24 protein-coding genes are annotated in these 23747 nt (G+C 68.1%); 19 read left to right on the top strand and 5 right to left on the bottom strand.

Features of this window, described 5'->3' with window-relative positions; genetic code table 11:
• Positions 1-53: 53 nt before the first annotated feature.
• Together D107_RS0112220 and ppsA are read right to left on the bottom strand one after the other, a co-directional pair.
• Positions 54-884: a pyruvate, water dikinase regulatory protein gene (locus D107_RS0112220; RefSeq protein WP_018866702.1), complete on the bottom strand. Its 831-nt coding sequence runs from the start codon at positions 882-884 to the stop codon at positions 54-56.
• The gene (ppsA, locus tag D107_RS0112215; RefSeq protein WP_018881582.1) at positions 877-3249 is read right to left on the bottom strand and encodes a phosphoenolpyruvate synthase; all 2373 of its coding nucleotides are present in this window, start codon (positions 3247-3249) and stop codon (positions 877-879) included. Before ppsA ends, D107_RS0112220 begins: the two co-directional genes overlap by 8 nt.
• A 177-nt stretch (positions 3250-3426) precedes the next feature.
• On the opposite strand from ppsA, the gene D107_RS13365 reads away from it, so the two are divergent.
• The 10 genes from D107_RS13365 (at position 3427) to D107_RS0112165 (ending at position 12420) form a co-directional block, all read left to right on the top strand.
• Positions 3427-3921 (top strand): ATP-dependent zinc protease, encoded by a 495-nt coding sequence (locus tag D107_RS13365; protein WP_051074887.1) that lies wholly within the window; start codon positions 3427-3429, stop codon positions 3919-3921.
• Positions 3918-5453 (top strand): inactive transglutaminase family protein, encoded by a 1536-nt coding sequence (locus D107_RS0112205; RefSeq protein WP_018866699.1) that lies wholly within the window; start codon positions 3918-3920, stop codon positions 5451-5453. Before D107_RS13365 ends, D107_RS0112205 begins: the two co-directional genes overlap by 4 nt.
• Positions 5453-6481: an alpha-L-glutamate ligase-like protein gene (locus D107_RS0112200; RefSeq protein WP_018881581.1), complete on the top strand. Its 1029-nt coding sequence runs from the start codon at positions 5453-5455 to the stop codon at positions 6479-6481. Before D107_RS0112205 ends, D107_RS0112200 begins: the two co-directional genes overlap by 1 nt.
• A gap of 49 nt (positions 6482-6530) precedes the next feature.
• On the top strand, positions 6531-7013 hold the full coding sequence (locus tag D107_RS0112195) for a Fur family transcriptional regulator (RefSeq protein ID WP_018881580.1): 483 nt from the start codon (positions 6531-6533) through the stop codon (positions 7011-7013).
• A gap of 39 nt (positions 7014-7052) precedes the next feature.
• A complete protein-coding gene (locus D107_RS0112190) occupies positions 7053-7580 on the top strand; it encodes a DNA-deoxyinosine glycosylase (RefSeq protein ID WP_038028834.1) in 528 nt (175 codons plus the stop codon).
• Between the two features lie 134 nt (positions 7581-7714).
• A complete protein-coding gene (locus D107_RS0112185; protein ID WP_018881579.1) occupies positions 7715-9022 on the top strand; it encodes a TonB-dependent receptor in 1308 nt (435 codons plus the stop codon).
• Between the two features lie 107 nt (positions 9023-9129).
• Positions 9130-10056: a metal ABC transporter substrate-binding protein gene (locus D107_RS0112180; protein WP_018881578.1), complete on the top strand. Its 927-nt coding sequence runs from the start codon at positions 9130-9132 to the stop codon at positions 10054-10056.
• Between the two features lie 91 nt (positions 10057-10147).
• A complete protein-coding gene (locus D107_RS0112175) occupies positions 10148-10747 on the top strand; it encodes an ATP-binding cassette domain-containing protein (protein WP_018881577.1) in 600 nt (199 codons plus the stop codon).
• Complete coding sequence (locus D107_RS0112170) at positions 10737-11510, top strand: metal ABC transporter permease (RefSeq protein ID WP_018881576.1); 774 nt, start codon at positions 10737-10739, stop codon at positions 11508-11510. The genes D107_RS0112175 and D107_RS0112170 overlap by 11 nt, the downstream gene beginning before the upstream one ends.
• Positions 11511-11541: 31 nt before the next feature.
• Positions 11542-12420, top strand: a complete 879-nt coding sequence (locus D107_RS0112165) for a class I SAM-dependent methyltransferase (RefSeq protein WP_018881575.1) — start codon at positions 11542-11544, stop codon at positions 12418-12420.
• 285 nt (positions 12421-12705) lie between these two features.
• On the opposite strand, the gene folE2 is transcribed toward D107_RS0112165, so the two are convergent.
• Positions 12706-13650: a GTP cyclohydrolase FolE2 gene (gene folE2 / locus D107_RS0112160; RefSeq protein WP_081619387.1), complete on the bottom strand. Its 945-nt coding sequence runs from the start codon at positions 13648-13650 to the stop codon at positions 12706-12708.
• Between the two features lie 115 nt (positions 13651-13765).
• Between folE2 and dksA the strand changes: the two genes are divergently transcribed.
• From dksA to D107_RS0112125, 7 genes are all read left to right on the top strand, one after another.
• The gene (gene dksA / locus D107_RS0112155; protein ID WP_017940914.1) at positions 13766-14167 is read left to right on the top strand and encodes an RNA polymerase-binding protein DksA; all 402 of its coding nucleotides are present in this window, start codon (positions 13766-13768) and stop codon (positions 14165-14167) included.
• Positions 14168-14232: 65 nt separating this feature from the next.
• Positions 14233-15495, top strand: a complete 1263-nt coding sequence (zigA, locus tag D107_RS0112150) for a zinc metallochaperone GTPase ZigA (protein WP_018866689.1) — start codon at positions 14233-14235, stop codon at positions 15493-15495.
• Entirely contained in the window at positions 15492-16139 is a 648-nt protein-coding gene (locus D107_RS13930) for a DUF1826 domain-containing protein (RefSeq protein WP_018876873.1), read from the top strand. The genes zigA and D107_RS13930 overlap by 4 nt, the downstream gene beginning before the upstream one ends.
• Before the next feature lie 235 nt (positions 16140-16374).
• Positions 16375-16851, top strand: coding sequence for a hypothetical protein (locus tag D107_RS13925; RefSeq protein ID WP_081619386.1), 477 nt, complete (start codon positions 16375-16377; stop codon positions 16849-16851).
• A gap of 4 nt (positions 16852-16855) precedes the next feature.
• Positions 16856-17824 carry a YafY family protein gene (locus D107_RS0112135; protein ID WP_018876871.1) on the top strand — a complete coding sequence of 323 codons (969 nt, stop codon included), beginning with the start codon at positions 16856-16858 and terminating at the stop codon, positions 17822-17824.
• Positions 17824-18354 carry an MOSC domain-containing protein gene (locus D107_RS0112130; protein ID WP_018881573.1) on the top strand — a complete coding sequence of 177 codons (531 nt, stop codon included), beginning with the start codon at positions 17824-17826 and terminating at the stop codon, positions 18352-18354. Before D107_RS0112135 ends, D107_RS0112130 begins: the two co-directional genes overlap by 1 nt.
• A gap of 70 nt (positions 18355-18424) precedes the next feature.
• Positions 18425-18844 (top strand): HIRAN domain-containing protein, encoded by a 420-nt coding sequence (locus D107_RS0112125; RefSeq protein WP_018866684.1) that lies wholly within the window; start codon positions 18425-18427, stop codon positions 18842-18844.
• Between the two features lie 32 nt (positions 18845-18876).
• Here the strand turns inward: D107_RS0112125 and D107_RS0112120 are convergent, their stop codons facing one another.
• Positions 18877-20244 carry an NAD-dependent succinate-semialdehyde dehydrogenase gene (locus D107_RS0112120; RefSeq protein WP_018881572.1) on the bottom strand — a complete coding sequence of 456 codons (1368 nt, stop codon included), beginning with the start codon at positions 20242-20244 and terminating at the stop codon, positions 18877-18879.
• 104 nt (positions 20245-20348) lie between these two features.
• Here D107_RS0112120 and D107_RS0112115 point away from each other — a divergent pair, with 104 nt between their 5' ends.
• Together D107_RS0112115 and D107_RS0112110 are read left to right on the top strand one after the other, a co-directional pair.
• A complete protein-coding gene (locus D107_RS0112115) occupies positions 20349-21320 on the top strand; it encodes a complex I NDUFA9 subunit family protein (protein ID WP_018866682.1) in 972 nt (323 codons plus the stop codon).
• A gap of 25 nt (positions 21321-21345) precedes the next feature.
• On the top strand, positions 21346-22578 hold the full coding sequence (locus tag D107_RS0112110; protein WP_018878511.1) for a multifunctional CCA addition/repair protein: 1233 nt from the start codon (positions 21346-21348) through the stop codon (positions 22576-22578).
• A 6-nt stretch (positions 22579-22584) separates the two neighbouring features.
• On the opposite strand, the gene D107_RS0112105 is transcribed toward D107_RS0112110, so the two are convergent.
• Positions 22585-23526: an IS110 family transposase gene (locus tag D107_RS0112105; RefSeq protein WP_018880901.1), complete on the bottom strand. Its 942-nt coding sequence runs from the start codon at positions 23524-23526 to the stop codon at positions 22585-22587.
• Positions 23527-23747 lie beyond the last annotated feature (221 nt).

The raw sequence follows: 23747 nt of genomic DNA, 5'->3' as shown, positions 1-23747 counted from the left end.
AGCCCGGCGGGATGCCAAGCTGTGACGCGTCCGGTGCGGCTTGCCGGCGCGGCTCAGCCGCCGCGGCGGGCATCCATGCAGTCGCGCACCCGGGTAGCGATCTCCTCGATCGACAGCTCGGTCACGTCCAGGTGCGGGATCCGCCAGGTATCGAAGAATTCCTGGATCGCCACGCATTCCGCCCGGCACTGCGCCAGACTCGCGTAGCGGCTGTCGGGACGGCGCCCCTCGCGAATCTGCGCCAGGCGCTGTGGCGTGATGGTCAGGCCCACCAGTCGACCGCCGAGCCCCCGCAGCCCTTCGGGCATGTGCGGGATATCGCCCTGGTGCAGGTCCTCCGGGACCAGCGGGTAGTTGGCGGCAAACAGGGCGTAGTTCATCGCCAGATAGAGACTGGTGGGTGTCTTGCCGGAACGCGAGGCCCCCAGCAGCACGACGTCGGCGACCGACAGATCCTGAGTGGCCAGGCCATCATCATGGGCCAGGGTGTAGTTCAGCGCCTCGATGCGGCGGTCGTAGCGGCTGACGTCGCCCATGCCATGGGCCCGTCCGGACACAGACTGCGACGCGACCCCCAGCAGGCCCTCCAGTCGCTCCACCTGCTCGCCGAAGACATCGATCACCGGCACCGGGCAATGGCGCAGGTCGGCCCGCAGGTCGGCATTCGCCAGGGTAGCGACCACCAGGGCCGGCTGCGGACCGGCCTCGGCCCGGGCGAACACGCCGGCCAGGCGGCCGGGGGTCTGCACGAATGGCAGTCGGTGCCAGGCCGGGTCGACATCCGGAAACTGGGTGAACAGCGAGCGCGCCAGCGTCTCCGCGGTGATCCCGGTCCCGTCCGAAACCAGGTAGACCTGCGGGCACTGGGCGGCGGCATCAGCCATTACCGGGCTCCCGCCCCTGTGCGAGCTGTTCCCAGGTGGACAACAGCGAATCGGGGTTCAGCGACAGCGACTCGATGCCCTCGTTCATCAGCCAGGCCGCCAGCTCCGGATAGTCGGACGGGGCCTGGCCGCAGATACCGACGTACTTGTCGGCGCGCCGGGCGGCCCGGATGGCCATACTCAGAAGCGCCTTCACCGCATCGTCGCGCTCGTCGAACGACTCCGCCACCAGTCCGGAGTCGCGGTCCACTCCCAGGGTCAGCTGGGTCAGATCGTTGGAGCCGATGGAGAAGCCGTCGAAATGCTCGAGAAAACGCGCCGCCAGCAGCGCGTTGGAGGGGATCTCGCACATCATCACGACCTTCAGGCCGTTCTCGCCGCGGCGCAGCCCCTCCTCGTCCAGCACCCGGATCACGTCCTCGGCCTCGGTCAGGGTGCGCACGAACGGGACCATGATCTGCACGTTGTCCAGTCCCATGTCGTCGCGCACCCGCCGCAGGGCCTCGCACTCCATCGCGAAGGCCGGGCGGAAGGTCTCCGAGCGGTAGCGCGAGGCCCCGCGAAAGCCGAGCATGGGGTTTTCTTCCTGCGGCTCGTAGCCGCGCCCCCCGATCAGGTGGGCGTACTCGTTGGACTTGAAGTCGGACAACCGCACGATCACCGGCTCCGGCGCGAAGGCCGCCGCCAGCGTCGCGATGCCCTCGGACAGCTTGCGCACAAAGAACTCGCGCGGGCCGTCATCGAACCCGCGCAGACGCTCGGCAATGCGCTCCTGGACCTCGGCATCCAGGCGGCCCGGGTCCTCGGCGTAGTCCAGCAGCGCCAGCGGGTGCACCCCGATGGTGCCGTTGATGATGAACTCCAGCCGCGCCAGGCCGATCCCGGCATGCGGAAGCTGCGAGAAGGCATAGGCACGACCCGGGTTGGCCACGTTCAGCATCAGTTTGACCGGCAGCTTCGGCAGTTCGCCGATGTCGGTCTTCTTCACCGTGTACTCGAGTGTGCCCGGATACACGTGACCATCATCCCCCTCGGCGCAGGAGACGGTCGCCTGCATCCCGTCGGAGAGCACCTCGGTCGCATTGCCGCAGCCCACTACCGCCGGGATGCCCATCTCGCGGGCGATGATCGCCGCGTGGCAGGTACGCCCGCCGCGGTTGGTGACGATCGCGGCGGAGCGCTTCATGATCGGTTCCCAGTCGGGATCGGTCATGTCCGCGACCAGGATGTCGCCCTCCTCCATGGTGTGCATGGCATCCGGGGAATCCAGCACGCGCACGACACCGGCCCCGATCTTCGCGCCGATCGCCCGGCCCGTAACCAGCGGCTCCGCCTCGTGCGGCGCCAGTTCGTAGCGCTCGCCCGCGCCCAGCTCGACGCGACTCTCCACGGTCTCCGGGCGCGCCTGCACGATAAACAGCTCGCCGGTCTCTCCGTCCTGCGCCCACTCGATGTCCATCGGCCGGCCGTAGTGCTGCTCGATCGCCACCGCAAAGCGCCCGAGCTGCTCGGCGTCGGCATCCGACAGGCAGAAGCGCTGGCGCAGGTCCTCCGGGGTGTCCTCGGTGCGCGTGCCATCCCCGGTCAGCACCATGCGCACCGCCTTGGTGCCGAGGGTGCGGCCGATGATGGCGCGCTTGCCGGCCGCCAGCGCCGGCTTGTAGACCTGATACTCGTCGGGATTCACCGCGCCCTGCACCACCGTCTCGCCGAGGCCCCAGGCCCCGGTAATGAACACCGCATCACGAAAGCCGCTCTCGGTATCCAGCGTGAAGATCACACCGCTGGCGCCGACGTCGGAGCGCACCATGCGCTGGATACCGGCCGACAGCGCGACCTCGTCATGGGCGAAACCGTTGTGCACGCGATAGGCAATGGCGCGGTCGTTGTACAGGCTGGCGAAGCACTCGCGCAGCCGCTGCAGCAGGGCATCGATGCCGCGCACATTGAGAAAGGTCTCCTGCTGTCCGGCGAACGAGGCCTCGGGCAGGTCCTCGGCGGTCGCCGAGGAGCGCACCGCTACCGGGACCTCGTCCCCCAGTTGCGCGTAGTGTTCGCGCACCGCCTGTTCCAGCTCGGCCGGCAGTTCGGCCTGCTCGATCCAGCCGCGCACCTCGCGCCCGGCGGCGCGCAGCGCCTCGATGTCGTCGATATCCAGATCCGCCAGGCGCGCCTTGATCCGTTCATCCAGGCTGTCCTTCGCCAGCAGGGCGCGATAGGCATCCGCGGTGGTGGCGAACCCGCCCGGCACGCGCACCCCGGCCGCGCCCAGCTGTCCGAGCAGCTCCCCCAGGGACGCATTCTTGCCGCCCACCTTCGCGACATCGTTCATGGTCAGGTCGGCGAGATCGACTACCCAGTGCATGGCGACTCCTGGACTGCGGTGACCGGCCGGCACGAAGACGGCCGCGGGTTTGTGAACCCTTTAACAGGGGTGAACCACTATGATCAGCTAGACTTCGATGTTTTGTAACCTTCAGGAGACTGCGTGACTGCCCCAGCCGCCCGTCGTTCCAGCTTAACCCACTCCATCCTGCCGACCATGCTGCTCGGCTTGGCGTTCCTCGCGCAATCCGCCGTGGCCCACGAATCGGGCCCGTCCATGGCCATCCTGGGCACGGTGGAGGACGTACAGATCGTCGAGGAAGACGTCGTACTGGAGGCACGCATGGACACGGGTGCGACCTCCTCCTCGCTGAACGCACTGAACAAGGAGCGCTTCGAAAAGGACGGCGAGGACTGGATCCGCTTCGAGATCATCGATCCGGAAGACGAGGACGCCCGCATCACCCTCGAGCGCCCGATCGAACGGATCGTCCGTATCCGGCGCCACAGCGGCGAGTCGCAGGAGCGCCCGGTCGTGCGCATGGAGTTCTGCATTGGCAACCAGCTCCTGACCGCCGACACCAGCCTGATCGACCGCACGGCACTGACCTATCAGGCCCTGATCGGTCGCAGCCACATGGCCGGCCATATCCTGGTCGATTCCGGCGAGAAACACCTGCGCGCGCCCGACTGCGCGGCGGATGACCAGTGAAGCGCTTTCACCTGCCGATCCTGATCGTGCTGCTGAGCGCGGTCGGGCTCGGGGTCTTCGCCTACAAGGTCAGCGCGCTGGGCATGCCCCTGCAGCCGGACGCCACCGCCGAGACCTGGCAGGTGGAGGCACGGGTGCGCTATCAGCCCACCGGCGGCGCAGCCACGGTGGAGCTGCGCATCCCGCATCGCCTGCCCAATTTCTCCATTCTGGACGAAGGCTTCGTCTCGCGCGGCTACGGCCTGAACTCCATTACCCAGGCCGAGGATCGCCTGGCCCAGTGGACCACCCGCCAGCCACGCGGTGAACAGGTTCTCTACTACCGCGCCACGCTCTATCGCGACGGCAACGACCGCTCCGAGTCGGAGTACCCCGGGCCGGTGGCCGTACCCGACTGGACCGAGCCCTTCCGTTCCGCCGCCGATGCCCTGATCGACGACGTACGCGGCCGTTCCTCGGATATCCAGAGCTTTGCCTCGGTGCTGGTCAATGACCTCGCCAACGCCGCCCCCGCATCCAACGCGGCGGTGTTCATCGAGAGCGACGACAACCGCACGCGCCGCACCGAGACCCTGATCGAACTGCTGGCCACCGCGCGGATCCCCGCGCGCCAGGTGACGGCCCTCCGGCTGGTCGATGGCCGCCGCGACATCGAGCCGCAGACCTGGCTGGAGGTCCACAACACCCGGCGCTGGGTCCCCATCGACCCGGAGACCGGCGAGATCGAGTATCCCGCGGACGTAGTCGTCTGGTCGCACGGCAGCGCCCCGCTGCTCGAGGTATCCAATGGCGAGGCCGCCGAGGTCCGGTTCGCGGTCTCGCGCGGGGTGCAGGATGCCCTGGCGACCATCCAGCGCTTCGGCGACACCCTGGACACCCGCATCCTCGACTTCTCCACCCTGAACCTGCCGCTGGGCACGCAGAACACCTACCGCGTGCTGCTGATGGTGCCTCTGGGTGCGATGATCATCGTGTTCCTGCGCAACGTGATCGGCATCCAGACCTTCGGCACCTTCATGCCGGTGCTGATCGCGCTGTCCTTCCGCGAAACCCAGCTGCTGGCGGGGATCATCCTGTTCACCCTGATCGTCGCACTGGGCCTGGCCGTGCGCTTCTACCTGGAGCACCTGCGGCTGCTCCTGGTGCCCCGTCTGGCCGCGGTCGTCAGCGTGGTCATCATGCTGATGCTCGGGATCAGCGTGCTGTCGCATCAACTGGGCTTCGAGCGGGCCCTGGCGCTGTCACTGTTCCCCATGGTCATCCTCGCCATGACCATCGAGCGCATGTCGGTCGTATGGGAGGAGCACGGGCCGGCCGACGCCATTACCCAGGGCATCGGCAGCCTGGTCGTGGCGGCCGCCGCCTACGGCCTGATGGCCAACCGGCAGCTGGAGCACCTGCTGTTCGTGTTCCCGGAACTGCTGCTGGTGCTGCTGGCCGTGACCCTGCTGCTCGGGCGTTACACCGGCTACCGCCTGACGGAACTGTTCCGCTTCGGCCGTATCCAGGACGCGATGCGGAGGCCCGACTGATGCCGGCCTGGTTCCCGCGCTTCGTGCGCCCGAAGCTGCTGAAGGAACAGGGCATCGTGGGCATGAACGCCCGCAATGCCCGCTACATCGCGGCCTGGAACTCCCGGCGCTTCTACCCGCGGGTGGACGACAAGCTGCAGACCAAAAAACTGGCGCTGGATGCCGGCCTGTCGGTGCCCGATCTCTACGGGGTCGTGCGCACCCACCGCCAGATCCGCGACGTACGCCGCCAGCTGCGGGACTACGAAGACGGCTTCGTGATCAAGCCAGCGCATGGCGCCGCGGGCGACGGCATCCTGGTGATCGAGGGCTGGCGCGGCGACCGGCCGCGCCGGGCGGGCGGCCGCGCCATAGAGCTGAGCGAGCTGGACGACCACATCTCCAACATCCTGTCAGGGATGTACAGCCTGGGCGGGCGCCCGGACGTCGCCATGATCGAACAGCGGGTGCGTTTTTCCTCGGTGTTCGACGCGGTCTCGCACCGGGGCGTGCCGGACATCCGCACGGTCGTCTATCGCGGCTACCCGGTCATGGCGATGATGCGCCTGCCGACCCAGGACTCCGACGGCAAGGCCAACCTGCACCAGGGCGCGGTCGGCACGGGCATCGACCTGGGCTCCGGCCGGACCATCGGCGGGGTGCGCTACAACAAGCCCTGCCGCGAACACCCTGACAGCGAGCAGAGCATCGTCGGTCTGCAGATTCCTGACTGGGGCCAGCTGATGGAGCTCGCCGCGGGCTGCTTCGAGCTGAGCCAGCTCGGCTACCTGGGAGTGGACGTGGTCATCGACGCCGACCGCGGACCGCTGATCCTGGAGCTCAATGCTCGCCCGGGGCTCGCCATCCAGATCGCCAATGGCGAGGGCCTGGACCACCGCATCACGGCCGTGGACGCGCACATGGTGGCGCGCGAGACCGAACCGGCGGCCGACCGCGCCCGCTGGTCCGCCGAGATCTTCGCCCGTCCCGACGCCACGCGCCCCGAACAGCCCGACCCGGAGCCCGCGGCCGATGCCGAACCCGCCTGATGCCCGGGGCGGTTACGGACGCGATGAGTGTTTGGGCTATGCTAGGCGCATGACTGCCGCCGCCGAGACCCAGACGCCGGACATCGAACAGGCCCTTGCCGACGCCGAACGCGTCTGTGCCCGCCAGGGTGCGCGCCTGACCGAGCAGCGCCGGCGCATCCTCGAACAGATCCTGCGCACCGAGGGCGTGATCAAGGCCTACGACCTGATCCACGCCCTGTCCTCCGACGATCACAGCATCAAGCCGCCGACGGTCTACCGCACCCTGGCCTTCCTGCTGGAGCAGGGGCTGATCCACCGCATCGAGAGCCTCAATGGATTCGTCGCCTGCTCGCATCCCGGGGAGCGCCACGAATCCGCGTTGATGATCTGCGACGGCTGCGGCCAGATCACCGAGTTCCACACCCCGGAACCGGCCAGCCGCGCACTGGAAGAGGAAGCCGAGGGACAGGACTTCGCCATCGAGTCGCGCATGGTGGAACTGCACGGCCAGTGCGGCGACTGCCGTCGGAGTCAGCAGGACCGCGCCTGACACCGCCCCACCCTCTCAGCCCGCTTGCCCCACCTTCCTGTGACCGCTGGCTCAGCCACCCTTGAAGCGTTCCCGCCGATCCTGCGAGCGGATACCCGACTGGTCGTGCTGGGTAGCTTTCCCGGCGTGGCGTCGCTGGAGGCCCGGGCCTACTACGCCCACCCGCGCAACCAGTTCTGGCCCATTGCCGGGCAGATCCTCGGCGAACCCTTCCCGGAGCTGGACTACCCGGAGCGCATCCAGCGCCTGCTCGACCACGGCGTGGGCCTCTGGGACGTCTACGGGGCCTGCTCGCGCGAGGGGAGCCTGGACAGCGCCATCCGCGAACCGGTCCCCAACGATCTGGCCCGCCTGACCCGCGAGGCCCCGGGCCTGCGCGTGATCATCCACAACGGCGCCGAGAGCGCGCGGCGCATCCGCGAGACCCGCGCCCTGGGCGTCGAGGCCCTGCGCCTGCCCTCCACCAGCCCCGCCAATGCCCGCCTGAGCCTGACCGAAAAGCTGGAGCCCTGGCGCGCGGCGTTCGCCCGCGCGGGCCTCCCCCGAGACCGATCCGCCACAAGCTGACTGGCTGGAACGGGGTTGAATCCAGGGTTGTTATTGTATAACGTTCATGCCTTGACGTTACGCTATAACAACTCACCTTCATCGGCGGACCCACTGATCCTGGCTGCAGTCTGCCGTGCAACAAGGAGCTCGACATGTCCCGCGCCCCATACGCCCGCCCCGTCCTTGCCGGACTCACCGCCCTGGCCCTCGCCGCCCCCGGGGCCGCTGCCGCGCAATGGAGCGCCCAGTCCGAAGACCGTTCCTGGGGGCTGGACGTCTCGCTGATACTGGAAGGCATCTACTACAACGAAATGACCCGAGGGAACCAAGACCCGGCGGGCTTCGACGACGGCCACGACCATGGCCATAGCCATGGCCACGATCATGGTCATGACCACGGCTTCGACGACGGATTCAACCTGGGCCATAGCGAATTGGTCTTCGAGGCCAACCTGGGCGACCTCTTCGACGGCGTACTGATGGTCGGCTTCGACGAGGATCATGTAGAGGTCGAAGAGGCCTATCTGACCACCCGTGCCCTGCCTGGCGGCTTCCAGATCAAGGCCGGTAAGTTCCTGTCCGACATCGGGTACATTAACAGCCGCCACGGCCACGACTGGGACTTCGTCGACCGTCCGCTGGTAAACGAGTACATCTTCGGCGACCACGGCCTCCAGGAAACCGGCGTCCAGGCCACCTGGGTCGCACCGACCGAGGCCTACACCCAACTCGGGGTGGAACTGCTGCAGGGCGAAACCAGCGGAATCGCCAACTACGAGGGTAGTCAGTCGGCGCTCAACGGTCAGGAACGCATTCTTCGGGACCGCTCCGGCCCGCGCCTGGTCACCGCCTTCGCCAAGTTCGGCCCGGATCTTGGCCCTGACCACGCCGCGCAGTTCGGCGTCTCCGGTGGCTACGCCCGCAGCTATCAGGTGACGGACGAGCACTCCACCCGCTTCGAGGACTGGGACGGCAGCGCCTGGTTCGCCGGCCTCGACGCCGTCTACAAGTACAGCGCCGGCCGCGCCTACGGCCATGGCGACTGGCGGCTGCAGGGCGAGTACTTCTACCGCGAAATCGACGTCGACCGCCGTGACGTGAACTTCGAGGCAGACGGCAATGGCCCCGTGGGTTTCGTGCGCAACGAGCAAAGCTTCAAGAACAAGCAGGACGGTATCTACGTCCAGGGCGTCTACGGCTTTGCCCCGCGCTGGGAGGCCGGTCTTCGCGCCGAGGCCCTTGGCCTGACCAACGACGTCGGCCGCGGCGACGGCGACTCCTTCGGTACCTCCTATCGCCACTCCGCCCAGGTCACTTTCCGCCCGGTGGAGCCGGTGTTCCTGCGCGCCCAGCTGTCGCAGAATGACTTCATCGATGACGACGGCCACCGCGACCGCGGGCTGGAGTTCATGCTGCAGCTGAACGTGGCCCTCGGCGCCCACGGCGCCCATCGCTTCTGATGCCCACTCGCGCGGGCCCGCCCGGGCCCGCTCGCTTCCGCCCGTGTCGGCCAATCCGGCCGGCATCGGTACCGTGCTAGCACACCATATCCCCCAAGGAGTCCCGCATGTTCTTTCGCAAGACTCGCACCCGCAGCACCCGGTGGCTGATTTCCATCGCCGCCCTTACCCTGACCGCGCTGGTCCTGGCGCCCGCCCAGGCCGCGGCCGGTCTTAACGTCGTCGCCACCACCTCCAGCCTCGGCGCCCTGGCCCGCGAAATTGGCGGCGACCAGGCCGAAGTCCGCGTACTCGCGCCACCGGACCGTGATGCACACTATCTCGATGCCCGCCCCAGCTTCATGGCGGCCCTGCGCCGAGCCGACATGCTGCTGGAGCTGGGCGCCGGCCTGGAAGAGGGCTGGCTGCCGGCCGCGCAGCGGGGTGCCAGCAACCGTGCCATCAATTCCGGGCAGCCGGGGCACTTCCGAGCTGCGGACATGATCGAGCTGCGCCGCTCCATCACCATGGATGGCCCGAACATGGGGCACGTGCATGAAGAGGGGAACCCGCACTTCAACGCCGACCCGCTGCGCATGGCCGAACTCGCCCTCGCGCTGGGCCAGCGCATGGGCGAACTGCGTCCGGACCATGCCGACAGCTTCATGGAGCGAGCGGAACGCACCGCCGACCGCCTGCGCGCGCACGCCGAGGCACTGGCCGAGCAGGTCATGCCGGAGCAGCGCATCGTGGTCTACCACGAGGACCTCGACTATCTGGAAGAGTGGCTGCCGGTCGAGATCGTCGGCTACCTGGAGCCGGCCCCGGGCATCCCGCCCACCGCGCGCCACCTGCGCAGCCTGGTCAGTGATCTCGAAGGCACCGAGGGCACCGTCCTGTACGCCGAATTCCAGCCGCCGCGCGGCGCCGAGTTCCTCGAACGCAACCTGGGCTGGCCGAGCCATGCGGTCCCTCTGGATCCGCCGGCCGACTCCAGCCTGGATGGGTACCTGGACCTGATGACCACCTGGGCGCGAACGCTGCCCCAACGCTAACCCGGGGCGAAACATCTTCCTCACGATCGGGCCCGGAAAATGCTTTCCGGGCCCGATATCATTCAGGCCCCTCCAACGATTTCGAGTCCGCATGCCCCCTCAAACCGCGCTGCACGCAGAGGCCGCGCACCTCGGCTTTGATCGTCCGGTGCTGGGCCCGCTGTCCCTCGACGTACCCACGGGGGCCCAATGGGCCCTGACCGGCCCCAATGGCATCGGCAAGTCGCTGCTGCTGAAGGCCGTAACCGGCCAGGCTCGGGTCCACTCAGGCACCCTGCGGCTTGGCCCCGCGACGCGTGTCAGCCTGCTGGCGCAGGACCACCCCCGGCGGGACCCCTGGCCCTTGTGCGGTCACGACTGGTTCAGGGCGATGGGCGCCACCCCGCCCGATCAACCCCGGGTGCAGGCCTTGCTGGATCGTCGCCTCGACCGCCTGAGTGGCGGCCAGTGGCAGTTGCTGCGCCTGGCCGCGGCCCTGCACAGCAGCGCCCACCGGCCACCGGGGGAACGCCTGGTCCTTCTGGACGAGCCCGCCAACCACCTCGACGCCGAGGTGCGCGGCGATGCGGTCGACCTGATTACCTCCCTCCCGGCTGCTACGACACTGGTGATGACCAGCCACGACGACGAGTTCCTGCAGGCCGTCGGGGTCGAGAACCATCCATTGACGGACTACCTCGATGCTCGGTGACCTGTTGTTCGAACCGTTTGTCTCCGGGCTGCTGATCACGGGCGTGCTGGCCCTGGCCGGGGCCGGCCTGTTCCTGCGCGGGTCGGTCTGGCAGGCGCTGGCACTCGGACAGTGGGCCGCCGTCGGGGGCGTCCTGGCGTCGGTCGTCCACTGGCCGGTGCTGCCTGTAGCCCTGGCACTCGGGGCCGGAGTCATGGCCCTGCTGCAACGCAGCTCTGACCGCGAGCGCCTGCCGCTGGCCGTTTTTCTGGCCGGACTGGCGGCAGTGACATTGCTGGCCGCCAATTTCGCGCAGGCCAGCCTCGCCGCGGCCGCCTGGGCCGAGGGCCAGCTGTACTTCGCCGGACCGCGCGAACTATGGGCAGTGGTCGCGCTCGGGCTCGCCAGCCTCGTGCTCGCGCCCGGGCTGTACCACGTCTGGCGATACGCACAGCTTGCCCCCGACGTCCCCGCCACGCTCAGCCCGCGCACGTGGCTACGCCTCACGGAGATCGCCTGGCTGGTGGCCGCAGTGGTGCTGGGCAGCATGGTGCTGGGCCTGCCCGCTGCCCTCGCCACGCTGCTCCTGCCCGCCTGGGGCGCCGCCTATCTCGCACGCAATCTGCGCGGATTGTTCCTGTGGGCCCAGGCCCTGGCCCTCGCGGGCTTCCTGATCGCCTGGAGCGTCAGCCTGCCGCTGGATCAGCCGTTTGCGCCAGTACTCGTCCTGGTCAATGTCGGCCTCGCCCTGGCGGCCCGACTGCTCGCAATGTCACGTCCCTGAACCGATCGAGAAGTCACCGCGGAGCAGAATCATGCCCCCGAAGCCAACCCCCCATGGTGCAACCCCATCCGGCGGGCCGAAGCGCCAGGGCACCCACTCGCCGATCTTCCAGGCGATCGAGAAGCTGCAGGGCGCCCGACCCTGGGGAAGTGTGCTCGATGCCGGAACCGGACGCGCATCCATCGAGTGGATCTGTGCGCTGGAGACCGAGCGCTGGACCGCCGTCACGGCCTCGCAAGAGATGGCGAACACGGTGAAGAAGGCGGCAGGAAAAGACCGACGACGCGAAGATCGCATCCTCGTCGGCAACTGGGTGTCGGACCAGCTGCTGTTCGGCGAGCGCTTCGACACCGTCCTGCTCGACTACTTCATCGGAGCAATCGAGGGCTTCTCGCCCTACTGGCAGGACCGCGCGCTGCATCGACTGCGGCCTCATGTGGGCGAGCGGCTGTATCTCGTCGGCGTGGAACCCTATGTACTGACCGAACCCAAGACCGAGTCTGACCGCATCGTGCGCGAAATCGGTCGCCTGCGGGATGCCTGCCTGCTGCTCGCGGGGAACCGCCCCTATCGCGAATACCCTTCGTCCTGGGTCATGCGCCATCTCGGAATCGCCGGCTTCCGGGTTCTGGATGTCCGCTATTTCCCGATTCACTACCGCGAGCGCTTCGTCAACGGCCAGCTCGACCTGTGCCTGCGCCAGCTGTCGCACTTCAATGACGATGGCCTGGCAAAGGCCATGCACCAGAAGATCGAGGCGCTGCGGGAAACCGCCCTGCCGCTGGCCCGAAGCAAGGAGGGCCTGCGGCACGGGGCGGATTACCTGATCACGGCCGAGCCGATGGCCGACCGGCATCGCAGCCTGCCCGACGCGGCAGGCACCTCTCAGTCAGTGCCGTCCGGGCCGTAGCACGGGCTACGCCATCGCCCCCCTGGGCCCGAGCAGGCCTCAGTCCGCTTGACAATGCACCGCAAGTGCGTATGATTCTCATTTAGATGCGCAGCCCGGACAGCTGTGTGTCGCCAGGACGAAAGGTGACTTCCTGCCTTTGGTCTCTCCAACCTCCGTAAGCATTGCCGCCGGATTGCGTATCCGGCGGCTTTTTTACGTGTCCACACGCTTGCCGAAGAGCGACCTGGCAGATGCCTGACCAACCCCACCGCCTTGTGGCGGTCCACGCTCCAACTGGCTGCTTCAGCGTTCCGCTGACGGCAGACGCACGACCCGCGCGACGGCGTCGTGTGCATGCAGGCTCTCGCGGTGGCGAACCTGGATGCGATAGCCGCGGGCGTAGTACTCCGGGCGCAGGGTGCTGTCCAGGCGCCGTACGGCATCTTCGCAGAACATCAGATTGCGGCCGTTGGCGAGCGCGAAGGCCTTCTCGTCGACGCGCTTTACCGCCGTTTGCAGGGCGGTGCCCAGCGCCTGTTCCACGCGATCAATCAGATCGGGCAGGGGCAGCGTCGATCCCAGCGGGTCCAGACCGACCGTGACGGTTGCCTCGCTTCGCTGGCTGTGGGGCGTCGCGACAATCCCCTCGGCCCGGCCCAGCCACTCGCGCACGGTTGCCGCATCCACGGCCGAGCGCGTGAAGTCGCGGTCGAACTGTTCCTGAATCGCCTGCCGCGCCAGGGCGGCGGAGCAGGGACAGGTGGAGGAATACCCCACCTGAACCTCCAGCTCCAGGGACACCGCCCCGGACTCGCTGCGTGCAGCGATCCGGAACGGGTAGCGCTTCCAGCCCGCAGCCGCACTGACCAGGGCCGGCCTTTCCAGCGGCAACTCCCCGGCCAGACGAACCTCGGCCACGCTGGACAGGCCATCGTGCGAAGCCAGAAACGCCTCGAGCACGCCCCACAGCCGCGCAACGTCCAGCTCGCGGGACTCCAGCTGTCGCAGGGCCCCGTAGAGCCGTGACATATGGATACCGCGCGCGCCCGCGTCGTCGAGGCTCACCCCCGCGCTTGCCCGGGCGATCACTGGCTGGCCGGTCAGATACAGCGGAAGGGTGATGTCTTCCATACCCACCCAGTCGAGCGCGGAGGCGTGCGTAGCAGCCGACGCGGCAATATCCGGTAGCGGATCGGTCGCGGAGGTTTCCGTATCCGGCGAGGCCGGAGACACACAGGTAGAGGACATAAGACACCTTTTTGCAGGCGGGTCGACCCCATCACAGGACGGTGGCCGATCCGTGTTGTCGGGGCGCAATCGAAACGTTATGGTATAACATCCTGATTGCAACCGACGGAACCCCATGACCCGCGACGAACTGCTGGCCATGCCTGCCGCGGCCTACATGAACGAGGCCCAGCTCGCGTACTTCCGCGAGCGCCTGCTCGAAATGCGCGACGAGATCCTGGCTGACATGGAGGGCGCCCGGGACGGATTGCGCGACAACGAACGCACCCCGGACGAGCTCGACCGGGCAGCAATGGAGGAGTCGCGCCTCCTGTCGATGCGGGTGCAGGAGCGCGAAGGCCGCCTGCTGCGAAAGATCGATGCGGCCCTGCATCGCATCGAAACCGGCGATTACGGCTACTGCGAGGTGAGCGGCGAACCGATCGGTCTGCCCCGCCTGCTGGCCCGCCCGACGGCGACCCTCTGCATCGAGGTCAAGGAACGCCAGGAAAAGGCCGAACACGTGTTCGTGCGCTGAGCCTGCCCAACCCTTCCATCCGGGCACATTCCGACGCCCGGGCATCCCGATTCCCTGGAGGTACCATGAAACGCCTGCCCGTCACCGTCCTCTCCGGCTTTCTCGGCGCCGGCAAGACCACACTGCTGAACAACATCCTGCACAACCAGTCGGGGCTGCGCGTCGCGGTCATCGTCAACGACATGAGCGAGGTCAACATCGACAGCGCCCTGGTGCGCGGCGGCCAGGATGCCGTCACACGTACCGATGCCCGCATGGTCGAGATGACCAACGGCTGCATCTGCTGCACGCTGCGGGACGACCTGCTGGTGGAGGTGCGCCGCCTCGCCGAATCCGGGCAGTACGACTACCTGGTCATCGAATCCACCGGCATTTCCGAGCCCATGCCGGTCGCGGCCACCTTCGCCTTCCGCGACGAAGACGGCCAGTCCCTGGACGATGTCGCCCGCCTCGACACGATGGTCACGGTGGTGGATGCAGGTGCCCTGCTGCAGGACTACGCGTCCAGCGATTTTCTGGGCGACCGCGGCGAATCCCTGGGGGAGGAAGACGACCGTACCGTCGTTGACCTGCTGGTGGATCAGATCGAGTTCGCGGACGTCATTGTCCTGAACAAGGTGGATCGCCCGTCGCCGGAACAACTGGATACCGTCCGCAGCGTCGTGCGCGCCCTTAACCGGGACGCCAGAATCATCGAAACCACACACGGCCAGGTCGCGCCGGAGTCCCTGCTGGGCACCGGACGCTTCGACTTCGACCGCGCGTCCCAGGCCGCCGGCTGGGCCCAGGAGATGATGGGTGGCCACACCCCGGAGACCGAGGAATACGGCATCTCCAGCATCGTATACCGCGTCAATCGGCCATTTCATCCGGAACGCTTTTTTGCCCTGCTGCACGAGGAATGGCCTGGCATCATCCGCAGCAAGGGCTGGTTCTGGCTGGCCTCGCGCCCCGACTGGGCCGGCACATTGTCTCAGGCCGGCGGGGCGCTGACCCACCACGCTGCCGGGTTCTGGTGGGCTGCCGTATCCCCGGAGCAGCGCCCCACCCACGAAGACTGGTGGGAGACGGCGATCGCGCCGGTCTGGGATGACCGATTCGGGGACCGACGCCAGGAGATTGTACTGATCGGCATCCACATGGACGCGGATGCGATGCGCAAACGTCTCGACGCCTGCCTGCTCACCGACGACGAGATGCTGGAAGGCCCGGAACGCTGGCTGAGCTACGCGGATCCCTTCCCGGTCTGGCGCCTGGGGTCCGAGACCGCCGAACCCGAGGTGGATGCCCCGGAAACCCGAGAGTCCCGCCCGGACGTAACCGCATGAACACTGCGCGAACGTCGCACCCGGTCGAGCGCGCGCCGTCAAGGCACCGCTTCGTCGACCGCGCCGCCGAGCTCAAGGGCATTCACCGCCACGATGTGAACGCGCTGATCTGGCGCCGAAGCCTGGATCCGCAACTCCGGGACCAGGCCCGGGCGCTGCTCTCCCGCGGCCCCGGGATGATTCTGGACATCCACTGCCGACCGGACCAGGTGCGCGAACGGTTGCACGGCGCCATCGACCGGGCACCGTTCAGGATTCATCGTCTGGCATACGATCTGGAGCGCCTGGCGCACAACTTTGCCGTCGTCGCGCATGCGATCAGTGTCCGCCTCCAGCTCGAAGTGCTGGCCCACCAGCCATGCCCGCTGTTTCACGTGGACAACAACGTGCTGCGGATGGTCTGCAGCTACACCGGCCCCGGAACCGAATATGCAGACGACCGTTTCCTGAACCGCGACCGGCTCCGTTGCGGCGACAACGAGGGCGTTCTTGCAGGCCATCCGCCCTTGGCACTTGAGAGCGGATCCGTGATCCTCATGAAAGGCGAACGTTCACCTACGTGCGGGGGGCTTGGAGCCGTCCATCGCTCGCCGCCGGTTGCGGGAGATCAACAGCGCCTGCTCGTACGACTCGACCACCCCTGACCCGCAAGCCCGTCGGACCCGGGACGGATCTGCTGCGCGTCTGGCAGAGTCAGTCCGTCAGGCTCCCCCGAGGAGACACTGACGGCCCTCGGTCCTCGGCCCCGGGCAGGGCCGGAGAAAGCGGACCGGCCCACAAAATCCACCGATCTTCATGATCGCTCGCATTCAATGCTTGACTCGCGCCTCTCCCTCGACGACTATGAATGCGAATGGTTCTCATTTCTTAGGAGGCACAATGTTCACGCTCGACGCATGGCTGGAAAACCCCGACCCCTCGCTCCGGATCATCGACGAGCCGTCTTGCCGAATCGTGGCCGAATGGCGCGGCCAGGAACTCCGCGATCTGCTGGATACCGGGATCATCGCCCCCACCGATTGCTGCGGACCGCAGGCCCGCGACCAGGCCCACGAAACGATCCGCGAGCTCATCCTGGAGGCCTGCCTCGAAGGTATCACCGTCCAGCGCAGACCACCGGCGCCTCGGCCGGACATGCCCGCGTCCATGAAACGGCCTGCGGACGGCGACGACCGTCCCAACCGCAATCCCCATCCGGAAGGGGCATCTTGCGAGCCCGCCACCGCTCGCAGCCGCTCTCGACGAATGACCTGTGCTCAGGGCCCCGGAGCGGCGCAGCCGACGAAAAAAACCCGTGACATTGCCAAGGGGCAGGTTCTCCACGTAGCGTTCCGGAAATGTCCACCCCTGCATTGACTTCGTGAACCGCGCCGAGCGGATCTTCCATCTGCACCGCCTGCTCCAGGCGCGCCAGCCGCCGTCGCTGGCGCACCTGATGGAGGCGCTCGAGGTCTCGCGCGCGACCATCAAGCGCGACCTCGAGTACATGCGCGACTTCATGCAGGCACCGATCGAGTACGACGCGGAGGCCAACGGCTACCGCTACGCACAGGATGTCCCGGCCTTCGAGCTGCCGGGGCTATGGTTCAACGAATCCGAATTGCTCGCGCTCCTGACCATGGAGCAGCTCCTGGAGGACGTGCAGCCGGGTCTGCTGGCGCCCACACTGGGGCCATTGAAGGAGCGTATCCGGGAGCTGCTCGCCAGCGGCGGGCACCAGCCGGACGCCGTGCGCCGCCGTATCCGCATCCAGCCCCTGGCCCAGCGCGGCAACCGCAGCGACGGCTTTCAGGCCGTAGCCGCCGCGACCCTGGACGAACAGCCGATCGCGATCGAGTACCACGGCCGTGCCCGCGACTCCGCCACCCAACGCGTCGTGCATCCCCAGCGACTGCTGTACTACCGCGACAACTGGTACCTGATCGCCTGGTGCGAAAAGGCCCGGGCCCTGCGCACCTTCGCGCTGGAACGCATCCGGTCCACCCGGGCGACCGATGGCCCCTACCACGACATCGACGAAGCGACCCTGGATGCCCACACCGGCGCGGCCTTCGGCATCTTCACCGGCCCCGCACAGGAATGGGCGGTGCTGCGCTTCACCCCGGAACACGCCCGCTGGGTCGCGGACGAGACCTGGCACCCGGACCAGACCGGCCACTTCGAGGGCGACCACTACCACCTGCGGGTGCCCTTCGGGGATCCCACCGAGCTGATCCAGGAGATCCTGCGCCACGGTCCCGGGGTCGAGGTCCTGGCCCCCGAAAGCCTGCGCACCCGTGTCGCCACCACGCTGCGCGAGGCCGCTGCGCAATACGCGGCTTCATCCTGATGCTGCGCCGCTGGCTGGCCCGCCGCAAGGCCGCCACCGTCTCCGGCCGGCTGGAAGCGATCTGGATCGCCGACCGGGCCGGCGCACCCATGCACGATTGCGCCGCCGTGGAGGTTACCGAAGCGGGCCTGACCGGTGACCGCTACGCCACCGGGCAGGGCCACTGGCACACGGTGGAGTCCTGCCCCGTCACCCTGATCTGCAGCGCCGAGCTGGACCGCGCCACACGGCGGGCGCGGCGCCTGCGCCAGCCCGCGACCCCGACGCCCGGCGACCACCGCCGCAACCTCGTGGTCAGCGGCCTCCGGCGCAGCCCGCGCGCGGGAACCTTGCGCATCGGTGTTGTGCGTTTTGCCATCACACGGCCGCGCCCGCCCTGCGGCTGGCTCAACCAGGTGGTCGGCTACAACCTCGCCGGCGCCCTGCGCCAGGACAGCGGCATCTGCCTGCGGCCACTGGAGCCGGGCACCATCCGGCGGGGCGACCCCGTGCACTGGGAGGCCGCCCCGGGGCCCGCAAGACACGATTAGCCGGGGTGGCTCATTCTGTGAGCCACCCCCGGTGCTACAAAGGTCGCAACCCCCCAGATGGAGCGCGACCATGCAATCGAACACCCCCAACCGCCAGGCTCGCCGCACCCCCGTACTGCGCGGCTACTACGCCCAGCGCGGCCGCTACAACGCCACCGCCACCACCGAGGAACTGCTGCAGACCATCCCGCTGGCCGGCTACCGCCACCACGACGCCCCGAAGCTGTGGAATGCGTTGAAGCGCGGCCAGGCCCTGACCCTGCGCCGCGAGCGGCTGAACCCGCACGATGACAAGGCCGTTGCCATCGACTGGATCGACCACCAGCTCGGCTACCTGCCGCGCGAACAGAACCAGCTCGCCGCCGACCTCCTCGACCGCGACGAGCCCCTGGTCGCCCGCATCATCGCCAAGCGTGATCAGGCCGACCCCCACAACCGGCTCGAACTGGGCCTCTACCGCGCGCGGCCGAGGACCGCGCCGGCCCACTAGGGAGACGCGGATCCTCCCCCGGGCGGGGCAAATCAAGCGACCCAGATGGTCTTGGCGTTCTGGAACTCGCGGATGCCGAGTTCGGAGAGTTCGCGGCCGTAGCCGGAGTCCTTCACGCCGCCGAAGGGCAGGCGCGGGTCGCTCTTGACGATGCCGTTGACGAAGGCGCAACCGCATTCCAGCCGCCGGGCCAGCGCCTCGCCGCGGGCCGGGTCGGCGGTCCAGACGCTCCCGCCCAGACCAAAGCGCGAGCGGTTGGCGAGCTCGATGGCATGGTCCGCGTCGCGCGCCCGGGTGACCGCTGCAACCGGGCCGAAGGTCTCCTCGTCGAAGGCCGGCATGCCGGGTTCCACGCCATCCAGCAGGGTCGGCGGGTAGAAGTAGCCGGCGCCGGCACGCGGCGCGCCGCCGGTGACCAGGCGGGCCCCGGCGGCCACGCTGCGGGTGACCTGATCGTGCAGCTCACTGCGCAGGTCGTCGCGCGCCAGCGGGCCGATGTTCGTGCCCTCGTCCATCGGGTCACCGATGACCAGGGCCTCGATAGCGGCCCGGAAGCGCTCCACGAAGGCCTCCGCGATGGCCTCCTCTACGATGAAGCGCTTGGCGGCGATGCAGGTCTCGCCGTTGTTCTGGAAGCGCCCGCGCACCGCCTGCTCGACTGTATGGTCAAGGTCGGCGTCGGCCAGCACCACAAAGGCATCCGACCCGCCCAGCTCCAACACCGAGGATTTCAGCGCCTTGCCTGCAGCCGCCCCAACCGCGCGACCGGCCCCCTCGGATCCGGTCAGGCTGACGCCCTGCACGCGGGTGTCGGTGATGATGCCTTCCACCGCGTCGGAGCCCACCGGCAGATTGCGGAACACGCCCTCGGGGAACCCGGCCGCCAGGAACACCCGCTCCAGGTGTTCGGCGCAGCCAGGCACGTTGGAGGCATGTTTGAGCAGTACGGTATTGCCGGCCAGCGTGGCCGGGATCGCCTGGCGAAAGGCCTGCCAGTAGGGAAAATTCCAGGGCATCACCAGCAGCACGGTCCCCAGCGGCTGCCAGGCAATGAACGAGCGGCTCGCGTCCGAGGCGATCATGGTGTCCTGCAGGTAATCCGGGCCGTGTTCGGCGTAGTACTCGCAGGCGGCGGCACACTTGTCGACCTCGGCCCGCGCCTCGGCCAGGCGCTTGCCCATCTCCTGTGTGGCAGTGGTCGCCAGGGTCTCGCGTTCCTCGCGCAGCACGCCGGCCAGATCGCGCAGGCGAGCGGCGCGCTCCGTCACGGGGCGCGCCGCCCAGTCCGGCGCCGCGCTCGCGGCACGAGACAATGCGGCCTCCAGCGCTTCCTCGTTCATGCGCGGGTAGCGCGCGAGGGTCTCGCCGGTGGCAGGATTGATCGCAGTCAGTTCGGGCATATCGGTGCCTCGGCGTCAGGGCCCGAAATACGGGCTTGTTTGAACAATGCAGGTCACCCGAGTATAAGACGTCCCGCATTCGCTTTCGGAAGGACCTTGCCACCATGTCGATCGATTCGATTCGCAATGTCTGCCTGCTGGGCGGCACGGGCTTCGTCGGCCACCACATCATTCGCCGACTGATTGATCGCGGCCTGAAGGTCCGCGTGCTGTCCCGCCGTCCGCATCGCCACCGCGATCTCCTGGTCAACCCCGAGGTGGATCTGGTCGAAGGCAGCGCCCATGACCCCGCCACCCTGGAGCGCGTGTTCGCGGGGCAGGACGCGGTGATCAACCTGGTCGGCATCCTCAACGAGCGCGGGCACAGCGGCGCCGGTTTCCGCACCGCCCATACCGAGCTGACCGAGAAGGCCCTGGCGGCCGCCGAGGCCCAGGGCGTGCGCCGCTTCCTGCAGATGAGCGCGCTCAAGGCGGACATGGACGACGCCCCCAGCCACTACCTGCGCAGCAAAGGCGCGGCGGAACAGGCGGTATTCGCCAGCGAATCCCTGGCGGTCACGGTTTTTCGCCCGTCGGTGATCTTCGGCCCCGAGGATTCCTTCCTGAACCGCTTCGCGACTTTGCTGAAGTTCTCGCCGATGATGCCCCTGGCCCGCGCCCGGGCGCGTTTCGCCCCGGTGTATGTCGGCGATGTGGCCGAGCACTTCGTCGAGGCCCTCGACGACCCGGATACCTTCGGGCAGGGCTTTGAACTGTGCGGCCCGAAGACCTATACCCTGGCCGAGCTGGTGCGCTACGTCGGACGCGTCTCCGGTCACCGGCGCCCGGTGATCGGCCTGCCCGACTGGGCCGGCAAGCTGCAGGCCAGCGTGCTCGAATTCGTGCCCGGCAAACCGTTGTCGCGCGACAACTTCGCCTCGCTGACCATCGACTCGGTCTGCGACGGCGAGCAGCAACTGCCCTGCCCGACCCGGCTCGAATCCATTGCCCCCAGCTATCTGGGTGGCGGCGGCGCCGGGCGTGAGGCCCGCATGCAGCAACTGCGTACTCTCAACCGCGGATCGGGCCGCGGCTGACCCGGATCGCGAACCCGGGGCCGCCATGCAGACCTATCTCGTCGGCGGTGCGGTTCGCGACCGCCTGCTGGGACGCCCGTTCACGGAACGCGACTACGTCGTCGTCGGTGCCACGCCGGAGGCGATGGAGGCCGCGGGCTTTCGCGCGGTCGGACGCGACTTCCCGGTCTTCCTGCACCCCGAGACCCACGAGGAATACGCGCTGGCGCGCACCGAGCGCAAGACCGCGCGCGGCTACCACGGCTTCCAGTTCAATGCCTCGCCCGAGGTGACCCTGGAGGACGACCTCGAACGCCGCGATCTCACCATCAACGCGATGGCCGAGGACACCGACGGCCGCCTGATCGACCCCTATGGCGGACGGGAAGATCTGGAAGCCCGATGGCTGCGCCACGTTTCCCCGGCCTTTGCCGAAGATCCGGTACGTCTGCTGCGGGTGGCCCGGTTCGCCGCCCAGCTCGCGCCCTGGGGCTTCCAGGTGGCCCCCGACACGCTGACCCTGATGCGCGAGCTCGTCACCTCCGGCGAGGTCGACGCGCTGGTCCCCGAGCGCGTCTGGGCAGAATGCGAGAAGGCCCTGAAGAGCCCCGCACCGCGGCGCTTCCTCGAGGTACTGCGCGAGGCCGGGGCACTCGCCATCCTGTTCCCGGAGATCGAGCGGCTGTTCGGCGTACCCCAGCCCGAGCGCTACCATCCGGAGATCGACACCGGCGTGCATACGCTGATGGTCCTGGACCAGGCGACCCGCCTGTCCGACGCCCCGGAGGTGCGCTTCGCCGCACTGGTGCACGACCTCGGGAAGGGCACGACCGACCCCGACATCCTGCCCAGTCACCACGGGCACGAGGAACGCGGGGTGGACCTGATCCGCGCCCTGGCCGAACGCCTGCGCATCCCCAATCGCTACCGCGACCTCGCGGTGCGCGTGGCGCGCTACCACGGCCTGGTCCATCGCGTGTTCGAACTGCGCCCGAAGACCGTAATGAAGCTGGTGGACGGACTGGACGCCCTGCGCCGCCCGGAGAACGTCGAGCCCTTCCTGCTCGCAGTGGAGGCGGATTTCCGCGGGCGCACCGGCTGGGAAGACAAGCCCTACCCGCAGGCCGAAGCCGTACGCCGCGCGGTGGCCGCCGCGCAGGCCGTGCAACCGCAGGCCCTGATGGCCGAGGGCTACAAGGGCAAGGCCCTGGGCGAGGCATTGCAGCGCGAACGCATCCGCGCGATTGCGGAGGTCCTCGACGAGCACCCCGACGCGTAGGAGATTCTATGTCTCTCCACAAGGGGTCTTAGGTTGATAGTCGGTCTGATGGTTCATCAGGGCGAAGGCGACGCGGGCCAGTTTGCGAGCCAAGGCATTCAGCGCCTGAGTCGTCGCCAGGCCACGGTCCAGGCAGCGCTGGTAGTAGTCGCTCCAGGCGGGTTTGGACTTGGCCTGCATCGCGGCCAGGTAGAGCAGCCGTCGCAACTCTGGATCGCCCTGCTTGGTGAGTTTGCGCTGCCCCCGTTTTGTGCCGGAGTCGCGGATGCGGACATCCAGCCCCAGGAAGGCGACGAACGCATCACTGCTGCGGAACGCGCCGCGATGGAACGCCATCGCCAAGCCGGTGGCGGTGAGCGGGCCCACACCCTCGATCTGCTGGCAGCGCCGAGTGTGATCCGACCAGCCGGCGCGACTGACCGTCTCGCGCAGCACACGCTGGAGGACGGTATCCAGCCGAACGATCTCCCGAAGCAGGTGCTTCAGGTGGGCCTGCAGTTCGGGTACGCCTCGCAGACTCTGCTCCAGCATGACCCGTGCCCGTACCAGCGTGGCACGCCGGCGCAGCAGCTTTTGCAGGGTCCGGTAGCCCTCGGGCGGCGGTGTCCAGGGGCGCAGTTCGTCCTGCTCGCGTTGCAGATAACGCACCAGCAGCCGGGCATCCCCGGCATCGGTCTTGGCCCGGCCACCGATGCTCTCGCGGTAGCGATTGAGGCGATAGCCATTGATCAGATACACCCGGTGGCCCTGATGATGGGCCTCCAGCGCCAGGGCCAGGTGATAGTCGTTGGTGGCTTCCAGGGCGAAGTCGGCCGGACCCTGCAAACCACGGACCCACCGGCGGATCGCCGGGAGCTCGTTGGGACACAGCTGTGCGGTTTCACCGTCGATGCTGATCCACAACTCGGCCTTGCCGACATCGACCCCGATCCGATGCGTTGCCATCATCACACCTCCCGAGCTAGCTTGGAGTGGTCTGTCGGGGCCTCACCGAACGCTGGCTTGCCATCTATCGTCGGTCCCGAGCCGATCGATTCCTTATCGGCGTTTAAGGTGAGGGGTGGGACGAACTCTCCTACCGTCTGTGCCACAGGCCAGATGCCAGCTTCGTCCCTCCACCCCGACAGACCCTTTCTAGGCCTGCCACGGGTAAACATACAAGGCCAGCC

It is taken from the genome of Thioalkalivibrio sp. ALE30, assembly GCF_000377465.1.
In the GTDB taxonomy this organism is placed as follows: domain Bacteria; phylum Pseudomonadota; class Gammaproteobacteria; order Ectothiorhodospirales; family Ectothiorhodospiraceae; genus Thioalkalivibrio.
The sequence above is the reverse complement of the archived record's forward strand: the minus strand, read 5'-3'. Positions and strand labels throughout refer to the sequence as shown.

Bases quoted from the DNA above. Each gene is read 5' to 3' on its own strand.
- D107_RS0112220 (WP_018866702.1), bottom strand. From the start codon at position 884: ATGGCTGATGCCGCCGCCCAGTGCCCGCAGGTCTACCTGGTTTCGGAC.
- ppsA (WP_018881582.1), bottom strand. From the start codon at position 3,249: ATGCACTGGGTAGTCGATCTCGCCGACCTGACCATGAACGATGTCGCG.
- D107_RS13365 (WP_051074887.1), top strand. From the start codon at position 3,427: ATGCTGCTCGGCTTGGCGTTCCTCGCGCAATCCGCCGTGGCCCACGAA.
- D107_RS0112200 (WP_018881581.1), top strand. From the start codon at position 5,453: ATGCCGGCCTGGTTCCCGCGCTTCGTGCGCCCGAAGCTGCTGAAGGAA.
- D107_RS0112195 (WP_018881580.1), top strand. From the start codon at position 6,531: ATGACTGCCGCCGCCGAGACCCAGACGCCGGACATCGAACAGGCCCTT.
- D107_RS0112185 (WP_018881579.1), top strand. From the start codon at position 7,715: ATGTCCCGCGCCCCATACGCCCGCCCCGTCCTTGCCGGACTCACCGCC.
- D107_RS0112180 (WP_018881578.1), top strand. From the start codon at position 9,130: ATGTTCTTTCGCAAGACTCGCACCCGCAGCACCCGGTGGCTGATTTCC.
- D107_RS0112175 (WP_018881577.1), top strand. From the start codon at position 10,148: ATGCCCCCTCAAACCGCGCTGCACGCAGAGGCCGCGCACCTCGGCTTT.
- D107_RS0112170 (WP_018881576.1), top strand. From the start codon at position 10,737: ATGCTCGGTGACCTGTTGTTCGAACCGTTTGTCTCCGGGCTGCTGATC.
- D107_RS0112165 (WP_018881575.1), top strand. From the start codon at position 11,542: ATGCCCCCGAAGCCAACCCCCCATGGTGCAACCCCATCCGGCGGGCCG.
- folE2 (WP_081619387.1), bottom strand. From the start codon at position 13,650: ATGTCCTCTACCTGTGTGTCTCCGGCCTCGCCGGATACGGAAACCTCC.
- dksA (WP_017940914.1), top strand. From the start codon at position 13,766: ATGACCCGCGACGAACTGCTGGCCATGCCTGCCGCGGCCTACATGAAC.
- zigA (WP_018866689.1), top strand. From the start codon at position 14,233: ATGAAACGCCTGCCCGTCACCGTCCTCTCCGGCTTTCTCGGCGCCGGC.
- D107_RS13930 (WP_018876873.1), top strand. From the start codon at position 15,492: ATGAACACTGCGCGAACGTCGCACCCGGTCGAGCGCGCGCCGTCAAGG.
- D107_RS13925 (WP_081619386.1), top strand. From the start codon at position 16,375: ATGTTCACGCTCGACGCATGGCTGGAAAACCCCGACCCCTCGCTCCGG.
- D107_RS0112130 (WP_018881573.1), top strand. From the start codon at position 17,824: ATGCTGCGCCGCTGGCTGGCCCGCCGCAAGGCCGCCACCGTCTCCGGC.
- D107_RS0112125 (WP_018866684.1), top strand. From the start codon at position 18,425: ATGCAATCGAACACCCCCAACCGCCAGGCTCGCCGCACCCCCGTACTG.
- D107_RS0112120 (WP_018881572.1), bottom strand. From the start codon at position 20,244: ATGCCCGAACTGACTGCGATCAATCCTGCCACCGGCGAGACCCTCGCG.
- D107_RS0112115 (WP_018866682.1), top strand. From the start codon at position 20,349: ATGTCGATCGATTCGATTCGCAATGTCTGCCTGCTGGGCGGCACGGGC.
- D107_RS0112110 (WP_018878511.1), top strand. From the start codon at position 21,346: ATGCAGACCTATCTCGTCGGCGGTGCGGTTCGCGACCGCCTGCTGGGA.
- D107_RS0112105 (WP_018880901.1), bottom strand. From the start codon at position 23,526: ATGATGGCAACGCATCGGATCGGGGTCGATGTCGGCAAGGCCGAGTTG.